The 14,075-nt window shown below is 57.2% G+C and carries 16 protein-coding genes; 6 read left to right on the top strand and 10 right to left on the bottom strand.

The genetic code is table 11. The features are described from left to right. Nucleotides 1-16 precede the first annotated feature (16 nt). Nucleotides 17-664: a glutathione S-transferase family protein gene (locus ACF0H7_RS14205; RefSeq protein WP_397453372.1), complete on the top strand. Its 648-nt coding sequence runs from the start codon at nt 17-19 to the stop codon at nt 662-664. A 297-nt stretch (nt 665-961) separates the two neighbouring features. Here ACF0H7_RS14205 and ACF0H7_RS14200 read toward each other — a convergent pair whose 3' ends face one another. Next, nucleotides 962-1,471 carry a DinB family protein gene (locus tag ACF0H7_RS14200; protein WP_397453371.1) on the bottom strand — a complete coding sequence of 170 codons (510 nt, stop codon included), beginning with the start codon at nt 1,469-1,471 and terminating at the stop codon, nt 962-964. Nucleotides 1,472-1,717: 246 nt separating this feature from the next. Between ACF0H7_RS14200 and ACF0H7_RS14195 the strand changes: the two genes are divergently transcribed. Next, a complete protein-coding gene (locus tag ACF0H7_RS14195; RefSeq protein WP_397453370.1) occupies nt 1,718-1,966 on the top strand; it encodes a hypothetical protein in 249 nt (82 codons plus the stop codon). Nucleotides 1,967-2,101: 135 nt separating this feature from the next. Here ACF0H7_RS14195 and ACF0H7_RS14190 read toward each other — a convergent pair whose 3' ends face one another. Both ACF0H7_RS14190 and ACF0H7_RS14185 read right to left on the bottom strand, forming a co-directional pair. Then, nucleotides 2,102-2,332: a hypothetical protein gene (locus ACF0H7_RS14190; RefSeq protein WP_397453369.1), complete on the bottom strand. Its 231-nt coding sequence runs from the start codon at nt 2,330-2,332 to the stop codon at nt 2,102-2,104. 304 nt (nt 2,333-2,636) lie between these two features. After that, nucleotides 2,637-3,251: a DNA-3-methyladenine glycosylase I gene (locus ACF0H7_RS14185; protein ID WP_397453368.1), complete on the bottom strand. Its 615-nt coding sequence runs from the start codon at nt 3,249-3,251 to the stop codon at nt 2,637-2,639. Nucleotides 3,252-3,469: 218 nt separating this feature from the next. Between ACF0H7_RS14185 and gorA the strand changes: the two genes are divergently transcribed. Then, the gene (gene gorA / locus ACF0H7_RS14180; protein ID WP_397453367.1) at nt 3,470-4,831 is read left to right on the top strand and encodes a glutathione-disulfide reductase; all 1,362 of its coding nucleotides are present in this window, start codon (nt 3,470-3,472) and stop codon (nt 4,829-4,831) included. 111 nt (nt 4,832-4,942) lie between these two features. Here gorA and ACF0H7_RS14175 read toward each other — a convergent pair whose 3' ends face one another. Beyond that, complete coding sequence (locus ACF0H7_RS14175; RefSeq protein WP_397453366.1) at nt 4,943-5,854, bottom strand: LysR family transcriptional regulator; 912 nt, start codon at nt 5,852-5,854, stop codon at nt 4,943-4,945. A gap of 494 nt (nt 5,855-6,348) precedes the next feature. Between ACF0H7_RS14175 and ACF0H7_RS14170 the strand changes: the two genes are divergently transcribed. Continuing rightward, nucleotides 6,349-7,173: a hypothetical protein gene (locus ACF0H7_RS14170; RefSeq protein ID WP_397453365.1), complete on the top strand. Its 825-nt coding sequence runs from the start codon at nt 6,349-6,351 to the stop codon at nt 7,171-7,173. Nucleotides 7,174-7,210: 37 nt separating this feature from the next. Further along, nucleotides 7,211-8,143: a GH25 family lysozyme gene (locus tag ACF0H7_RS14165; protein WP_397453364.1), complete on the top strand. Its 933-nt coding sequence runs from the start codon at nt 7,211-7,213 to the stop codon at nt 8,141-8,143. 110 nt (nt 8,144-8,253) lie between these two features. Here the strand turns inward: ACF0H7_RS14165 and ACF0H7_RS14160 are convergent, their stop codons facing one another. Beyond that, nucleotides 8,254-9,120, bottom strand: a complete 867-nt coding sequence (locus ACF0H7_RS14160) for an SDR family NAD(P)-dependent oxidoreductase (RefSeq protein ID WP_397453363.1) — start codon at nt 9,118-9,120, stop codon at nt 8,254-8,256. A 106-nt stretch (nt 9,121-9,226) separates the two neighbouring features. After that, entirely contained in the window at nt 9,227-9,982 is a 756-nt protein-coding gene (locus ACF0H7_RS14155) for a class II aldolase/adducin family protein (protein WP_397453362.1), read from the bottom strand. A 166-nt stretch (nt 9,983-10,148) separates the two neighbouring features. Here ACF0H7_RS14155 and ACF0H7_RS14150 point away from each other — a divergent pair, with 166 nt between their 5' ends. Further along, a complete protein-coding gene (locus ACF0H7_RS14150) occupies nt 10,149-10,832 on the top strand; it encodes a Crp/Fnr family transcriptional regulator (protein ID WP_397453361.1) in 684 nt (227 codons plus the stop codon). 227 nt (nt 10,833-11,059) lie between these two features. On the opposite strand, the gene ACF0H7_RS14145 is transcribed toward ACF0H7_RS14150, so the two are convergent. The 4 genes from ACF0H7_RS14145 to ACF0H7_RS14130 all read right to left on the bottom strand — a co-directional run bounded on the left by ACF0H7_RS14145 (nt 11,060) and on the right by ACF0H7_RS14130 (nt 14,073). Then, nucleotides 11,060-11,683: a transcriptional regulator gene (locus ACF0H7_RS14145; RefSeq protein WP_397453360.1), complete on the bottom strand. Its 624-nt coding sequence runs from the start codon at nt 11,681-11,683 to the stop codon at nt 11,060-11,062. A 163-nt stretch (nt 11,684-11,846) separates the two neighbouring features. After that, on the bottom strand, nt 11,847-12,635 hold the full coding sequence (locus ACF0H7_RS14140) for an amino acid ABC transporter ATP-binding protein (RefSeq protein ID WP_397453359.1): 789 nt from the start codon (nt 12,633-12,635) through the stop codon (nt 11,847-11,849). A gap of 14 nt (nt 12,636-12,649) precedes the next feature. Next, nucleotides 12,650-13,360: an ABC transporter permease gene (locus ACF0H7_RS14135; RefSeq protein WP_397453358.1), complete on the bottom strand. Its 711-nt coding sequence runs from the start codon at nt 13,358-13,360 to the stop codon at nt 12,650-12,652. Then, nucleotides 13,357-14,073 (bottom strand): ABC transporter permease, encoded by a 717-nt coding sequence (locus ACF0H7_RS14130; protein ID WP_397453357.1) that lies wholly within the window; start codon nt 14,071-14,073, stop codon nt 13,357-13,359. Before ACF0H7_RS14130 ends, ACF0H7_RS14135 begins: the two co-directional genes overlap by 4 nt. Nucleotides 14,074-14,075 lie beyond the last annotated feature (2 nt).

Raw genomic sequence — 14,075 nt, 5'->3', positions numbered from 1 at the left:
CTTAAGGAGCCATGCCATGTCTACGTCCACGATGAAGATCTACCAGGCCGTTGGTTCGCCCAACTCACGCCGGGTTCGTATTTTTATTGCCGAAAAAGGCATCGACATACCGACGATCAATCTCGACTTGAGTACCAAGGAGCAATTTTCCGACACCTACAGCGCCATCAACTCACGCAACGTGGTGCCCACCCTGGTGTTGGAAGACGGCACATCCATTGGCGAAGTACCGGCCATCTGTCGCTACCTCGAGGAGATGTACCCTGAGCCACTGCTGCTGGGCAGTACGGCAAAACAGAAAGTGCTGATCGGCATGTGGGACCGACGTATGGAACAGGAAGGATTTGCCGCCGTCATGGACGCGGTGCGCAACTCATTGGCCGGCATGAAGGGCCGCGCGCTGACCGGGCCTCATTTTTACGATCAGATTCCGGCGATGGTCGATCGCAGCAAAGTGCGCGTGACCAACTTCTATACCGATCTGGACAAGCGACTGAGCGAGTCGCCGTTCACCGCCGGCAACGAATTTTCCATCGCCGACATCACCACGATATGCACCATCGACTTCGCTACCCGCGCGTTGCAGATGCCGTTCCCGCAAACGCTCACGGCGATCAAACGCTGGTACGACCTCGTCGAATCCCGACCCAGCGCATCACTTTAAGGCGGCTTGCGAACCTGAAGCTCGCGCTCATCAACAAGGGATAAACCACTGACTTTTGCAGCGCTGCCTCCGTAGCAGTCCGGCCTGCCGGCGATAGGACTGCTACGTTATCCGTTCCTCGGATAAAACACGTCCCGTCTTTTTCCGCTGCACAGACCCTTTCCATATTGCTCGAAGTTCAGCTAAACACATGGCCAAGTCACTGCATGCGCTGTTGAGCGAGGGTCCGAAGGTCGGCTGAGATTTTTTCAGATCCACTCGATATATTTTCGCACATTATGCCGTCACCCAACGCTGTCAGCACGGCGTTGCCCCTCCACACAGATAAACCGGCAAGTCAGTGATCGGCGGCCTGATGCCCGCTTCAAAGAACATCTGCACCACCCACCCCCGGTGGTAGCCGCTATGAATGACAAGATGCAGAAACATCTCGCCAGCCGTCATCACCCCAGGGTCTCCGGAGACGAAGGTAAAGGCGATCGACTCTGCCAATGAGTCATCCGTCTGCCGTTCGCTCCAGGCGACAAACCACTCGTCCATGCTTCGCTGTGCGTTCCACAGGTCGGTCAATAGCGGGTGCAACACCTCGTTGCGGGATTTGAAACCGTGGTCACGGTGTTCCAGATGGGCTTGCCAGATCAGGTCCACCAACAAGTTGTGGTTCAGCGTCCCGATCATGTTTTTGAAGATACCGGGGCGTTCTTTGACGACTTCCCCCGGCGGTAGCGCGGCGACGCCGGCAAAGAACAACTCATCGGCCCAGGCCTTGTAACGGGCCAGCATGAGGGCAGTGGCCGGGTTAATCATGAGCGATCTCCTTGACTGAACGTTCAGGTAGGAGCTTCAGGTATAGCAGACCGTAGCCCTTGTAATGTGAGGCTTCGAGTCCCGCTTCTATTAACCCATCGCTTGCTCGGCGGCGATTCAATCACCACTGTCAATAGTCAGTATGCCTGCTAGTGCTTTTTCTTCTGCACCCCCGCCTCGTAGATTAGCCCCATCGCTTCAAACAACTTAATCAACTACGAACTACCCACGACTCGGAGCTAAACCATGAAACGCAATCTCGTTATCGGCCTTGCCCTTTCGGTCCTCAGCGCCACTTCGGCGTTCGCTTCCACGCAAACCGTGACCTCGGCTGCACAGCCTGTTGTCGCTGAAGCCAGCAACGTTCGCACCATCGACCGCCTGCATGTGACCGACACCGGCAGCACATCGATGAATGGCGTGCAGGACAGCCTGAAAGGTTTGGTAGTTGCAGAAAACCGTAAAGAATTCGGTTCGCAGTATCAACGCTACTGAGTGCTGACGCGCTCCAAGGTATTGGTCAGACGGCTGTTATCGCGACCAGATCCTGACTTGAAAAAGCCACTGCCCTCTACAGGGGACAGCGGCTTTTTTGTTGATAGTGAGGCGCCTTGTTAGTGCAATTAATGACTAGCGGGTCATCGACACCGCCATGGTCCTGGTTTCAACTAACTCAGTCACTATCGTTGACTCCGGGTAGCGCTCGTTCAGCAACGACCCTACCATGCTGGCAATCAGCGCCCTGCGCAGGGGGTCTGCGTCCTGAATGTCGACCGCGGAATGACTAATCCGGCCGTTATCGGCAGCTTCACACAGCTGGCCGAACACGCTGAATATCTCCTGATCCATATCCTTGTCCATGGCAATCTCCTTTTCTTATTTGCGATTAACAATGGCCTTTAGTCATTCAAAAAGCAAAACCGCACATCGAAAAATAGCAATTTCGATCGCACTTATTACTTAACTGCACAAGTGTGACAGCACTGAACGAAATTGGAATAACAGCAATGACCAAGAAAAGTATTTTTCTTGGCTTTTCAATGGGTTTTAGACGACCAACGGACTGAGCGAGGCACAGCAGAGCCAATCATTTATTTCATCCCGCACTCATGAATTGTGGTATGGGTACGCAGTTTCGCTACAACATCGGAATGCGGTGACGGCACTACCCCGGCCAAACCCCCGAACTGCCCCGACGGTAACTGTCGAGCAAATGCGTATCGACAATCCCGGTCGCCTCCATCATCGCGTACATCGTCACCGGGCCGACGAATGAAAAGCCCTTCTTACGCAGTGCCTTGCTCAGCGCCACTGACTCCGGAGACGAGGTCGGGATCTGGTCGTGGGTCCGCGGCATTGGCGTCACTTCGGGCTGGAACGACCAGACCAACGCCACCAGGCCGCCCTCTTCACGCAGACGCAAGGTGGCGTTGGCATTGTTGATCGCCGACACCAGCTTGGACCGATTGCGGATGATCCCGCTGTCCAGCATCAACCGCTCGACATCGACCTCGGTAAAAGCCGCCACTCGTTCAGGGTCAAAGTCGTGGAACGCCGCGCGAAAGGCCTCGCGCTTGCGCAGAATCGTCAGCCACGACAACCCGGCCTGAAAGCCTTCCAGCACGATGCGCTCGTACATCGCGCGCTCAGTGCGCACCGGCATGCCCCATTCGCTGTCGTAGTACACCCGCAGCAAAGGGTCAGCCGACGCCCAGACCGGCCGCGCCAGGCCGTCTTCACACACCACCACGCCCGGACCGGGAGCCTTTTCCGTTGCCATCGTCGGGACACCCTTCAGCGAAATTAAACGGCACCCATCATGCCGCTGACCGAGGCTGGTGAACACATAAAGCGGATGATCAGCCACCCTTGTTTAGACGATCAGTCGCATACCGACGAGCCTTTGCACCCGAAAACCCATTGCATCCCCGTACAATCCCCCCATCAACAGCGCATACCGCACTGATAACCCTTACCCGCGATCCCCTGGAGAACGCAATGGAATACGATTTTGATCTGTTTGTGATTGGCGCCGGCTCCGGCGGCGTGCGGGCTGCGCGGTTCGCTGCAGGCTTTGGTGCCAAGGTCGCCGTCGCGGAAAGTCGCTACCTGGGCGGCACCTGCGTCAACGTTGGCTGCGTGCCGAAGAAGCTGCTGGTATATGGCGCTCACGTTGCTGATGACCTGGAACACGCGAAAGGCTTCGGCTGGTCGGTGGCACAGGCCAACTTCGACTGGGCGACCCTGATCGCCAACAAAAACCGTGAAATCAGCCGCCTTAACGACATCTACCGTTCGTTGCTGGTCAACAGCGGCGTGACCCTGCTGGAAGGCCACGCCAAACTGGTCGACCCGCATCAGGTGGAAGTCAACGGTCAGCGCTTTACCGCAAAAAACATCCTGATCGCCACCGGTGGCTGGCCGCAGATTCCGGACATCCCGGGGCGCGAACACGCGATCACCTCCAACGAAGCGTTCTTCCTCAAGGAATTGCCCAAGCGCGTGCTGGTGGTGGGTGGCGGCTACATCGCCGTCGAATTCGCCGGTATTTTCCACGGCCTCGGTTCGAAAACCACCCTGCTCTATCGCGGCGATCAATTTTTGCGCGGCTTTGATGGCGCGGTGCGCACTCATCTGCAAGAAGAGCTGACCAAGCGCGGCCTGGACCTGCAATTCAATGCCGACATCGAGTGCATCGACAAGCAAGACGATGGCAGCCTCATCGTCACCCTCAAGGACGGTCGTCAACTGATTGTCGACAGCGTGTTCTACGCCACCGGCCGCCGACCGATGCTGGACAACCTAGGGCTGGAAAACACCGGCGTCAAACTGGACGCGCGGGGCTTCGTCGAAGTCGATGACCTGTACCAAAGTGCCGAGCCGTCGATTCTGGCGATTGGCGATGTAATCGGTCGGGTACAACTGACGCCCGTGGCGCTGGCCGAAGGCATGGCCGTCGCCCGACGCTTGTTCAAGCCGGAGCAATACCGTCCGGTGAATTATGAACTGATCCCGACCGCCGTGTTCAGCCTGCCAAACATCGGCACCGTGGGCCTGACCGAAGAACAAGCGCGGGAAGCCGGGCACAAGGTGCAGATCTTCGAAAGCCGCTTCCGGCCGATGAAACTGACCCTGACCGACTCGCAGGAGAAAACCCTGATGAAGCTGGTGGTCGACGCCGAGACCGACAAGGTGCTGGGCGCGCACATGGTCGGCCCGGAAGCCGGCGACACTATTCAAGGTATTGCGGTGGCGATGAAGGCTGGCGCGACCAAGGCTGACTTCGACGACACCATCGGTATCCACCCGACGGCGGCTGAAGAGTTTGTGACGATGCGCACGCCGGTGCGCACGACTTAAAGACTTGGAATCGGGGCTGAACCTAGCAGTCCGGCTTGCCGGCGATAGCGATCGTATGGACGCTGACGCCGACAAGCCGGACTGCTACGACAGACTCATGTGCCCTGTCATTCAAGCTGCCGTGGTCATGCCCATTTCAGCCCGGAACATCGCCGACTTCATCTCTTCAATGAATCTTTGATGCGCAGGCGACACCAATAAATCCTGACGATGGATATACACCGTCGAGACAAGTCCGCGCTTGCCCGGCATTTCATGAATGGCAATGTCGCGCCAGCCTTTAGTCGCTTCAGCCACCGTGCGCGGAATCAGGCTGATGCCCATCCCTGCGGCGACGCAACCGATAATCCCGTCCAGTGTGCCCAACTCCATGTAGCGGCTGTTGGTGATGCCTTCGGCCACCAGAAAACGTTCCAGATGGCGACGATAGGAGCAGCCGGAACGAAACACGAGTATGCGCATCGCAGTGCTTTCACGCATACAAGCCAGCAGTTGCGCATACTTTTCGTATTTCGCCGGCGCGATGAATACCAACTGTTCTTCAAACGCCGTGTGCACCACCAGACCTTCGTGACTCACTGGTTCGGCGACGAACGCGCCTTCGATCTCGCGACTCTGCACCTGGTGCAACAGCTCCAGGGTCGGGCCGGTTTCGAGGTGCAGATCAACCTTGGGGTACTTCTGCAGGTATCCGGAAAACAAAGACGGCAAACGCAACGCCGCCGTGGTTTCCATCGAACCGATGCTGAGCAGGCCTTCCGGCTCGCCAAAACCGTCCACCGCACGTTTGGCATCGACGAGAATCTGCGAGGAATGCAGGGCGTAGGGCAACAGCCGCTCGCCGGCGGACGTCAGCGACACGCCCTTGCTGTCGCGATAGAACAGCGGCGCGCCAAGCTCGTCTTCAAGCCGACGGATGCGCCCGGTTACGTTGGACTGAACAGTGTTGAGGATAATCGCCGCGCGGCTGATGCCACCCGAGGTCGCCACCGCCGCAAAAAACTGCAGATCTACACTGTTCATGAGCGCCTCGCCATCTTAAAAAACGATGACACTATAAGAACCCATCACTATAAGTGTGTCAAACACTTGCCGTTTATCTTTAGCCTGCTTCCTTGCAACGACTTCACGCGATGGTGTTTTGCGGGAGATACGCCGGTTGCCGACAACACAGCGACACCGCCACGCAAAACAGCAAACGCCAAGGGCACAGTGAGAAACCGACAGTGCAACTATTCGTTAGCCGATACCTCAACGCGGAATAGATTCTATAACGCAATAGTCTAACGTGACCGATAACTTTCGCTAGCGTATATAAACAACTCATTAACATTATTTAAAGACTCACGCCAATTACTGACGCTTTTTTATTGACGAACAACTAAAGCTTGGAGACTCCTGCAGGAGGACGCCAGCAATACGTTGAACGTCCCTTCGTGGATTACATAAGGCAGCCACTGGGTGCTCTCTCGCCTTTCAAGGGCACGTCTTGCTGCGCATGAGCAAGGACGACACACATGAAACAATATAAGATTTCCGGCACAGTGCTCTCCATTGCCAGTTTGATTATCGCGGTCGGTATTAGCGTCATCGATCCGTATCGCGCACAGGCTTGGGCGGTGACGGCGCTTGCATTGGTGCTTTTTTGTGCCGGTATTGGTTACGGGATCAACGGCCATTACTATGGTCTGCTCATTGACAATCGAAACCGGGTCAGTCTTTCAAAGCTACAAGCCAGTGCATGGACAGTGCTCGTATTGTCGGCGCTTCTGGCGGCGGCAATGGCACGAGTGAAGCTCAATGCCCAATCCCCGATAGACATCGATATTCCCCCGGCGTTATTGGCGGTCATGGGTATTTCCGCCACTTCACTGGTTGCCACGCCTATTATCTTGAGTGCCAAAGATGACGGTACGGCCCCTGGGACCAAGGCGGAACAAACCGCCGAGAAACTAGGCGACACTCACAATCTGGCGTCGTCCGGAAGAGTCTATGCGCGCTCAGACCCTGACCATGCCCGATGGCTGGACATCTTTCGCGGCGATGAAGTCGGCAATGCGGCCTCACCCGACCTGAGCAAGTTGCAACAGTTCCTGATCACTGCTGTGACGCTTATTATTTATGCCTCTGCACTTTGGCACCTGTTTGACACCCCACCGGATTCCGCTAAATCAATTGATTGTTACCTGAATACGTTGCCCGTATTTAGCGCACACATGGCATGGCTGATCGGCATCAGTCACGCGGGCTATCTGACCTATAAAGCAGCGCCTCATGGCAGTAACACCCCTCAACCTGCCGCTTCACAAGCAAGTGACGTAAAAGACGGCAGTGTGGGTTAAACCATTCCGACAGACTATCGAATTCTGGAAAACTGCCATGAACGACACCGTTGAAATTCCAATTTCGGGAACAACCCAAGTCAATGCAGTGGTTAATGTTCGACAAGGCTCACCACGGACTTCGGCACCCGTGTTAAGAAAGTTGGCGCCGGGTACAACTGTTCAGGTGTTTGCCCTGGCTGCGGGTGATGCGTTTCAAGGTAATGCCCACTGGTACCGAATATCAGACTCCACTTATATCTGGGCCGGCGGTTGTGGCGAGTTACAAACAAGTTCGCAAGTAACCTCAGCACCCATGGACTCGCAAGACCGAGCTGCACAGTTGAATCAAGTGCCGATGGTGATAGACATGAGCCATGGGGACGGTGTTATCAGTTTCGCCGATGCCAAAAACGCGGGGCTTGTCGGCGTGATACATAAAGCCACCACCGGAGCGACAGGCAAAGACGACGCTTATAAGAGTCGCCGCGATGCTGCACTGTCGGTGGGACTCCTCTGGGGTGCCTACCACTGGGGAACTGCCGCGCCGATCAACGACCAGATTGATAACTTCCTTGGCTGGACGGGGCTGGATCAGAAACCTGATAACACGACACTGGTCGCACTGGACTTTGAATCGACACCTGGAAACCAAATGCCCCTTGCAGACGCCAAAGCATTCTGCACTGGGATTCAGAGCAAACTTGGGAGGCGCGCCGTAATCTATAGCGGCAACACGCTGAAATCGGGTTTGGGCTCGACGGTCGATACTTTTTTCGGTGCCCATCGCCTTTGGTTGGCGCAATACGGCTCGCACCCAACCGTGCAAAGCAGCTGGACAACGTTCTGGCTATGGCAGTACACCGATGGCGAAAGCGGTCCAACCAGTTGCCGTTCCGTTCCAGGTATTGTCGGGGATTCCAGGAAACGCCTGGATTGCGATTATTTTGCGGGGAATGCAGCAACCCTGGCCGAAGAATGGGCCTCTTGAACAAGACTCGGCAGACAATTTTCCCATCCAGCGATAACGACCAGCGGCGGTGAAATGGGCCGCTGGGCGAAATATCAAGAAGGCACCATCCTGCAGCAGCCACCCATGCCTCAGGGCAATTCCAGCTTTTGCACGTCGGACGGATCCAGCGAACTGCCGGCCCCCGCCTCTTCCCGCGCGCGCGCCAGCCGTGCGCCTTCCAGTGCGGTGGCGGTCGCCAGCCTTTCCGGATCATGCACGCGCAAGTGCAACGCCGCCGCTTCGCGACCATCGGCCACCGGGATTTCCCGCTGGTTGGCTTTCAGACCGGCGAGGATTATTCCGGCGGCGACGTCCACTGGCATGCCGTTATCGATATTGGTATCGGAACGGCCGCGTGAGGTGCCATCGCCTTCCAGCGCGTTGACCGCCACTGAGGTTTGTACCGAGCCCGGCAAAATCACGCTGACCTGAATGCCGTATGCCTCGGACACTTCGGCACGCAAGGCTTCGAAGTAACCGACCACCGCATGTTTGGCGCCGCAGTAACCGCTGCGCAGCGGCACACCGACTTTGCCGGCAACCGAACTGACCACGGCGATCTGCCCGCTGCGGCGCTGCACCATCAGCGGCAACAGCAACTGGGTCAGCGCCACCGGCGCCAGGTAGTCGACTTCGATCAGTTGCCGATAGACCTCAAATCGGGTGTCCAGCGCCAGGCTGCGTTGGCTAACACCAGCGTTGTTGATCAAGCGGTCGACCCGCCCTTGCCACGCCCAGGCGCCCTGCACCACTTCGGGCAGCGCGTTGTAATCGGTGGTATCGAACGGCAGCACCAGGGTGCGCTCCGGCGCCTGTGCCGCGACCCGATGCAACTCATCGACCCGACGTCCCGACAGGATGACCCGCGCGCCTTCACGCAAAAACGCGCCAGCCAACGCTTCGCCGATGCCCGACGATGCACCAGTGATCCATACCACTTCTTCTGAGAGTGACATGTTCGACTCCTTTTTTTGTTGTAGTTGTAGGGTTAGCAAGCGCAACGATTGTTTATAGCTGTTTTACCCGCTGCTCGGGCCCGGCCGCCACTGCCGGGCAGGATAATCACTGCTGATAATCACTGCCCATGCGCTCGAGCTTACGCAACAACGCCGGCCAGACGAACGTGCCGCCCTGCCCCTCGGTCTGCCGCTGAGCGATCTCGCCCACGCCTTGCTCAATCGCCGTATCGACCTCGATCAGCTCGCCACCGGCCTGGGCAGAGAGCTGGATCTGACACGTGGTTTCGAACAGGTACATCGCCAGAAAGGCATCGGCAATCGTCGGGCCCACGGTGAGCAAACCATGATTGCGCAACATCAAAAAGCTGGAGTTGCCGAGATCGGCCTGCAACCTCGGCCGCTCCTCGTCACGTACCGCAACGCCTTCGTAGTCGTGATAGCCCAACGAGGCTCTGACAAAGGTCGACTGTTGCGAGATCGGCAGCACACCGCACTTTTGCGCGCTGACCGCCACCCCGGCACGGGTGTGGGTATGCAGCACACAACCGGCATCCTCGCGCACGGCGTGGATCGCACTGTGAATCACAAAACCGGCGCGGTTCACCGGGAACGCCGAGTCATTGAGCTTGTTGCCCAATTGGTCGACGATGATCAGCGACGACGCGGTGATTTCATCAAACAACAAGCCGTAAGGGTTGATCAGAAACCGATGCTCGTCGCCCGGCAGCCTGGCGCTGATGTGGGTGAACACCAGATCGGTCCAGCCGAAGTGCGCGACCAGCCGATAACAGGCAGCCAGGTCACAGCGCAAACGCCATTCCTGCGGGCTGACGATATTTTTCAGTGACGGTATCTGCATGGGATGCCCTTATTGTTAGAGATGTTCGGGGGCAGCCTAGAGTTTTGCGCCGCCGGGAACTGCAAGGAATCTTGCAATTCAACGAGTATTTTCCGCGCGCGATTGGCGGTTGCGGCAAGAGCAACCCTGCCGTTAACCTGCGCGCTATCGCAAGAGGTGGCTAGCCATGGGTGAAGAGGATCAGTTACTGATCAGGATGCGGGCCAATCCGTGGTTCGCCGGACTGACGCCCGGTGTGCAACACCAGCTACTGACTGAGGGCCGACGCCAGCGTCTGCAGGCCGGTGAGTTTCTGTTCCGTCAGGATCAGGCACCCGGCTGTTTCCACGGTCTGGTGCAAGGCGCGCTCAAAGTCTCGACCCTGCGCAAGGACGGCAAGGAGGCGATTGTCACGGTGTTCGAGGCCGGCAACTGGTTCGGCGAAACCTCGCTGCTGGATGGCCTGTCCCGAACCCATGACATCAGCGCGGTCAACAGCGTCGAGGTGCTGTGCATCGAGCCGCAACTGTTCGATCGCTTGATGAACGACAACGGCTTCGCCCGCGCGATAGCCACATTGCAGGCCGTGCATTTGCGTCTGGTCTACACCATGCTCGAAGACTCGATGCTGCGCACCACCCGCGCCCGTATTGCGCGCCGTCTCGAGCACCTGGCACGCGGCGACGCCACCCGCTCGCCGAACCAACGCTACGTGATCGACATCACCCAGGACGCGCTGGCGATGATGCTCGGCATCACCCGGCAAACCCTGGCGCTGGAACTTAAGACCATGGCCGCCGAAGGCGCGCTGGTGTTGAAGTACAGGCAACTGCAAATCGCTTCGCTGGAAAGATTGCGGGCGATTGAGTAGCGGTGATTCGCACGATATCGGCGATCAAGCGACGCGGAGCGCGGAGCGCGGAGCGCGGAGCAGCTGGTACTGCTCGGCAATTACGGTTTCACGCCCATGCCAACGAAAGGTTTCCAGAGACTGCTCGGCACCGGTGCCTGGGACTTGGCGGCGTGCCGGGTTGCACGCAAAGCACTGGGGCTTTAACCGTTTTACGAGCGAGGCATCGATGGCCGGATGCCTCGCGTTCAAGACGCGTCGGCGGTATCCGGTGCGGCGCGCAAGTAGTTGTAGACCGTGGCGCGGGAAATATCAAAATACTCCGCGAAGTAATCGACGAAACTGCGCACATCGAACAAGCCGTTGGCGCGGGCTTCTACCGCCACCAGCATGATCTCCTTACGGGTGAAATCACTGCGGCGCACGCATTGCCTGGCTGAAACGGCTTCGACAATATCGTTGAGCTTCTCGCGCCAGTCGCCACTGAACAGTGCTTCCGGGCGCGCCTGAAGCTTGATGCCGGTGGCAAAACCACTCAACAGCTTCTGCACCTGAGCCAGTGCCGTAACGTCGAAGTTAAGGCATAACAGCGCGGTAACCTCTCCCGCCGACGAACGCGCCACAATGGTGATCGAACGTTGGGTACGACCATTCAATCCGACCTTCTCGTAAGGCCCGATCACACCCTGGCCTTTCTCCAATTCAGGCATGTCGGTAATCAGCGATGCATCCCCGACCCGTCGTTTGGACACGCCATTGGCGATATGCGCAATCAAGCCGCTCTCGACGTCATGCACAACCGCTTCGAGGTCGGGGTAGAGCAAGGCGGCCATGCCATCGGCCGCGGCTTGCATAAAGGCGATATCGGTCATGAAGAAATCGAGCGCTCGGAAAAGAGGAGAATTGTATGCGGTCGCTTGCCGGTTGGACAGCCGCCTAGACCTTGAAGTCCCGCTGAGTCACTGATGAAGGGCGCCGTCGCCTGTACCTGAGCGGCCACTGCAGGTATTGAGCGGCGAATGCGCGAGTCGTTGCTCAGCGATGAATCTGCGCCAGGAACGCCTGGGCACGCTCGCTGCGTGGCGCCGTGAAAAACGCCTCGGGCGCCTGGTCTTCGACGATCCGCCCGGCATCGAGAAACAACACCCGCTCGGCCACTTGACGAGCAAACCCCATCTCGTGGGTGACGCACAGCATAGTCATGCCGCTGTCAGCCAACTTGACCATCACGTCCAGCACCTCACTGACCATTTCCGGATCGAGGGCCGACGTCGGCTCGTCGAACAGCATGATCTTCGGCTCCATGCACAACGCCCGGGCAATCGCCACGCGCTGCTGCTGGCCACCGGACAATTGCGCGGGGTACTTGTGGGCATGGCTGTCGATGCCGACTTTCTTCAAGAAAAACTGCGCGCGTTCCTCGGCATCCTTGCGGCTCAGCTTGCGCACTGTCATAGGCGCCAAGGTGCAGTTCTGCAGGACACTCAGGTGCGGGAACAGGTTGAAGTGCTGGAACACCATGCCGATTTCACGCATGGCCTCGTGGGTCTGCTGCGAGGGTTTGGCCAGGTCGACACCGAGTGCATGGATGCTGCCTTCTTCAGCGATTTCCAGGCGATTGATGCAACGGATCAAGGTCGATTTGCCAGATCCGGACGGCCCACACAGGACGATACGATCACCCTGACGCACCTTCAGAACAATACCGTGCAATACCTGGAATGTGCCGTACCACTTGTTCAACCCGTTGATCTCCACCGCCACTTCTCGCGCAGAATTCTGCGTCACTGAACGACGGTCCGGGGGTGTGATATTAGATAACATGTAATACCCTCTTATTAACGCAGGTGCCTGCTTAGATGCCGGTCGACTTGTTTAAGAACGCGCCTGACGACCTCGACAATGATCAAATACAGCACGGCAACCCATAAATAGACTTGAAAGTCGAAACTCCGGGAAAATGCCAGTTTGGCGACACCCATCAAATCGAAAATAGTCACCAATGAAGCAATGGCACTGGCCTTCACGCAGAGAATCAACTCATTACCCAAAGGCCCGAGGGCAACCAGCAGGACTTGTGGAAGAACCACTCTGAAGAACGCCGTTCGCCGACTCAGGCCCAATACCGAACAGGCTTCATATTGGCCTTTGGCAACGGCGAGCAAGCTGCCGCGAAATATCTCGGCCTGATACGCCGCGGAATTAAGCGTGAACGCCAGTAACGTGCAGTACCAAGGCTCACGGAAAAACCACCAGAGACCGACGTCCTGCCAAAACGGCCGAAACGAACCCAAACCGTAATACAGAAGAAACAGCTGGGCCAATAAAGGCGAGCCACGGAAAAAATAGATATAGCTACGGCACATCCACTGTAGCGTTGACTGTCTCGACGTGCGACCCAACGCCAATAACAAGCCCAGGACCATCCCGAACGAAGTGGAAATAACGACCAATTTTGCGGTAGTCAACAACCCCTCAAGCATTCGCGGGCCATAATGACTCAATAACGCAGTATCCATTATTGGCGATAGAAATTCGATCATGGTCATGCCCTCGAAGGTCGGTCCAGGCTGAAGTGCGCTTCCGCCTTGGCGATGAAAAACCCGGACACTGTCGAAAAGAACAGATAGATCAGACACGCCGCGAGATAGAACAACATGGGTTGTTTGGTCGAGCTGACTGCCAGACTGGTTTGCCGCATCAAATCGACGATAGAAATAGTCGACACCAACGAAGTGTCCTTGAGCAAGCTCAGCCAGTTATTCGACAACCCCGGCAGCGAGATGCGCATCAGTTGCGGCAGTATCACTTTGAAAAACGCCTGTCGTCGGCTCAGGCCCAACACCTGCGAGGCTTCATGCTGGCCCTTGCTGATTGTCTTGAACGCGCCCTGCCAGACCTCACTGGAAAACGCCGCCAACACCAGGCTCAGGGCAATGACCGCGGCCATGAAAGCGTTGATAGAAATCTCCGTGGTGAAGCCCCAATGCGCCATTAGCTTCTGCAAACCGATCTGGCAGCCGTAATACACAATCAGCAGCGTCAACAACTCGGGCAAACCGCGGAAAACCGTTGAAAACACCGTTGCCAACGCTCGGGGCAAGCGATTGTCGGCATTGGCCGCCGTTGCCAGCAGCAGCCCCAGGGGTATGCCAATTGGCACACACGCCAGTGCCAACGCAATGGTCACCACGGCACCCTCCAGCAATGCCATCCCCCAACCACCCTCGCCCAGCGAGAGCAGTGTCAATGACTCGAACATTA

It is taken from the genome of Pseudomonas sp. NA-150, assembly GCF_044336365.1.
In the GTDB taxonomy this organism is placed as follows: Bacteria; Pseudomonadota; Gammaproteobacteria; order Pseudomonadales; family Pseudomonadaceae; genus Aquipseudomonas.
Note: the sequence above shows the minus strand (reverse complement) of the source record. Positions and strands in the feature narration are given on the sequence as shown.

Coding starts and splice junctions, on each gene's coding strand:
- ACF0H7_RS14155 (WP_397453362.1), bottom strand. CDS start 9,982: ATGCAGATACCGTCACTGAAAAATATCGTCAGCCCGCAGGAATGGCGT.
- ACF0H7_RS14200 (WP_397453371.1), bottom strand. CDS start 1,471: ATGATTAACCCGGCCACTGCCCTCATGCTGGCCCGTTACAAGGCCTGG.
- ACF0H7_RS14170 (WP_397453365.1), top strand. CDS start 6,349: ATGAAACAATATAAGATTTCCGGCACAGTGCTCTCCATTGCCAGTTTG.
- ACF0H7_RS14185 (WP_397453368.1), bottom strand. CDS start 3,251: ATGGCAACGGAAAAGGCTCCCGGTCCGGGCGTGGTGGTGTGTGAAGAC.
- ACF0H7_RS14140 (WP_397453359.1), bottom strand. CDS start 12,635: ATGTTATCTAATATCACACCCCCGGACCGTCGTTCAGTGACGCAGAAT.
- ACF0H7_RS14130 (WP_397453357.1), bottom strand. CDS start 14,073: ATGTTCGAGTCATTGACACTGCTCTCGCTGGGCGAGGGTGGTTGGGGG.
- ACF0H7_RS14150 (WP_397453361.1), top strand. CDS start 10,149: ATGGGTGAAGAGGATCAGTTACTGATCAGGATGCGGGCCAATCCGTGG.
- ACF0H7_RS14135 (WP_397453358.1), bottom strand. CDS start 13,360: ATGACCATGATCGAATTTCTATCGCCAATAATGGATACTGCGTTATTG.
- ACF0H7_RS14175 (WP_397453366.1), bottom strand. CDS start 5,854: ATGAACAGTGTAGATCTGCAGTTTTTTGCGGCGGTGGCGACCTCGGGT.
- ACF0H7_RS14205 (WP_397453372.1), top strand. CDS start 17: ATGTCTACGTCCACGATGAAGATCTACCAGGCCGTTGGTTCGCCCAAC.
- ACF0H7_RS14195 (WP_397453370.1), top strand. CDS start 1,718: ATGAAACGCAATCTCGTTATCGGCCTTGCCCTTTCGGTCCTCAGCGCC.
- gorA (WP_397453367.1), top strand. CDS start 3,470: ATGGAATACGATTTTGATCTGTTTGTGATTGGCGCCGGCTCCGGCGGC.
- ACF0H7_RS14165 (WP_397453364.1), top strand. CDS start 7,211: ATGAACGACACCGTTGAAATTCCAATTTCGGGAACAACCCAAGTCAAT.
- ACF0H7_RS14190 (WP_397453369.1), bottom strand. CDS start 2,332: ATGGACAAGGATATGGATCAGGAGATATTCAGCGTGTTCGGCCAGCTG.
- ACF0H7_RS14160 (WP_397453363.1), bottom strand. CDS start 9,120: ATGTCACTCTCAGAAGAAGTGGTATGGATCACTGGTGCATCGTCGGGC.
- ACF0H7_RS14145 (WP_397453360.1), bottom strand. CDS start 11,683: ATGACCGATATCGCCTTTATGCAAGCCGCGGCCGATGGCATGGCCGCC.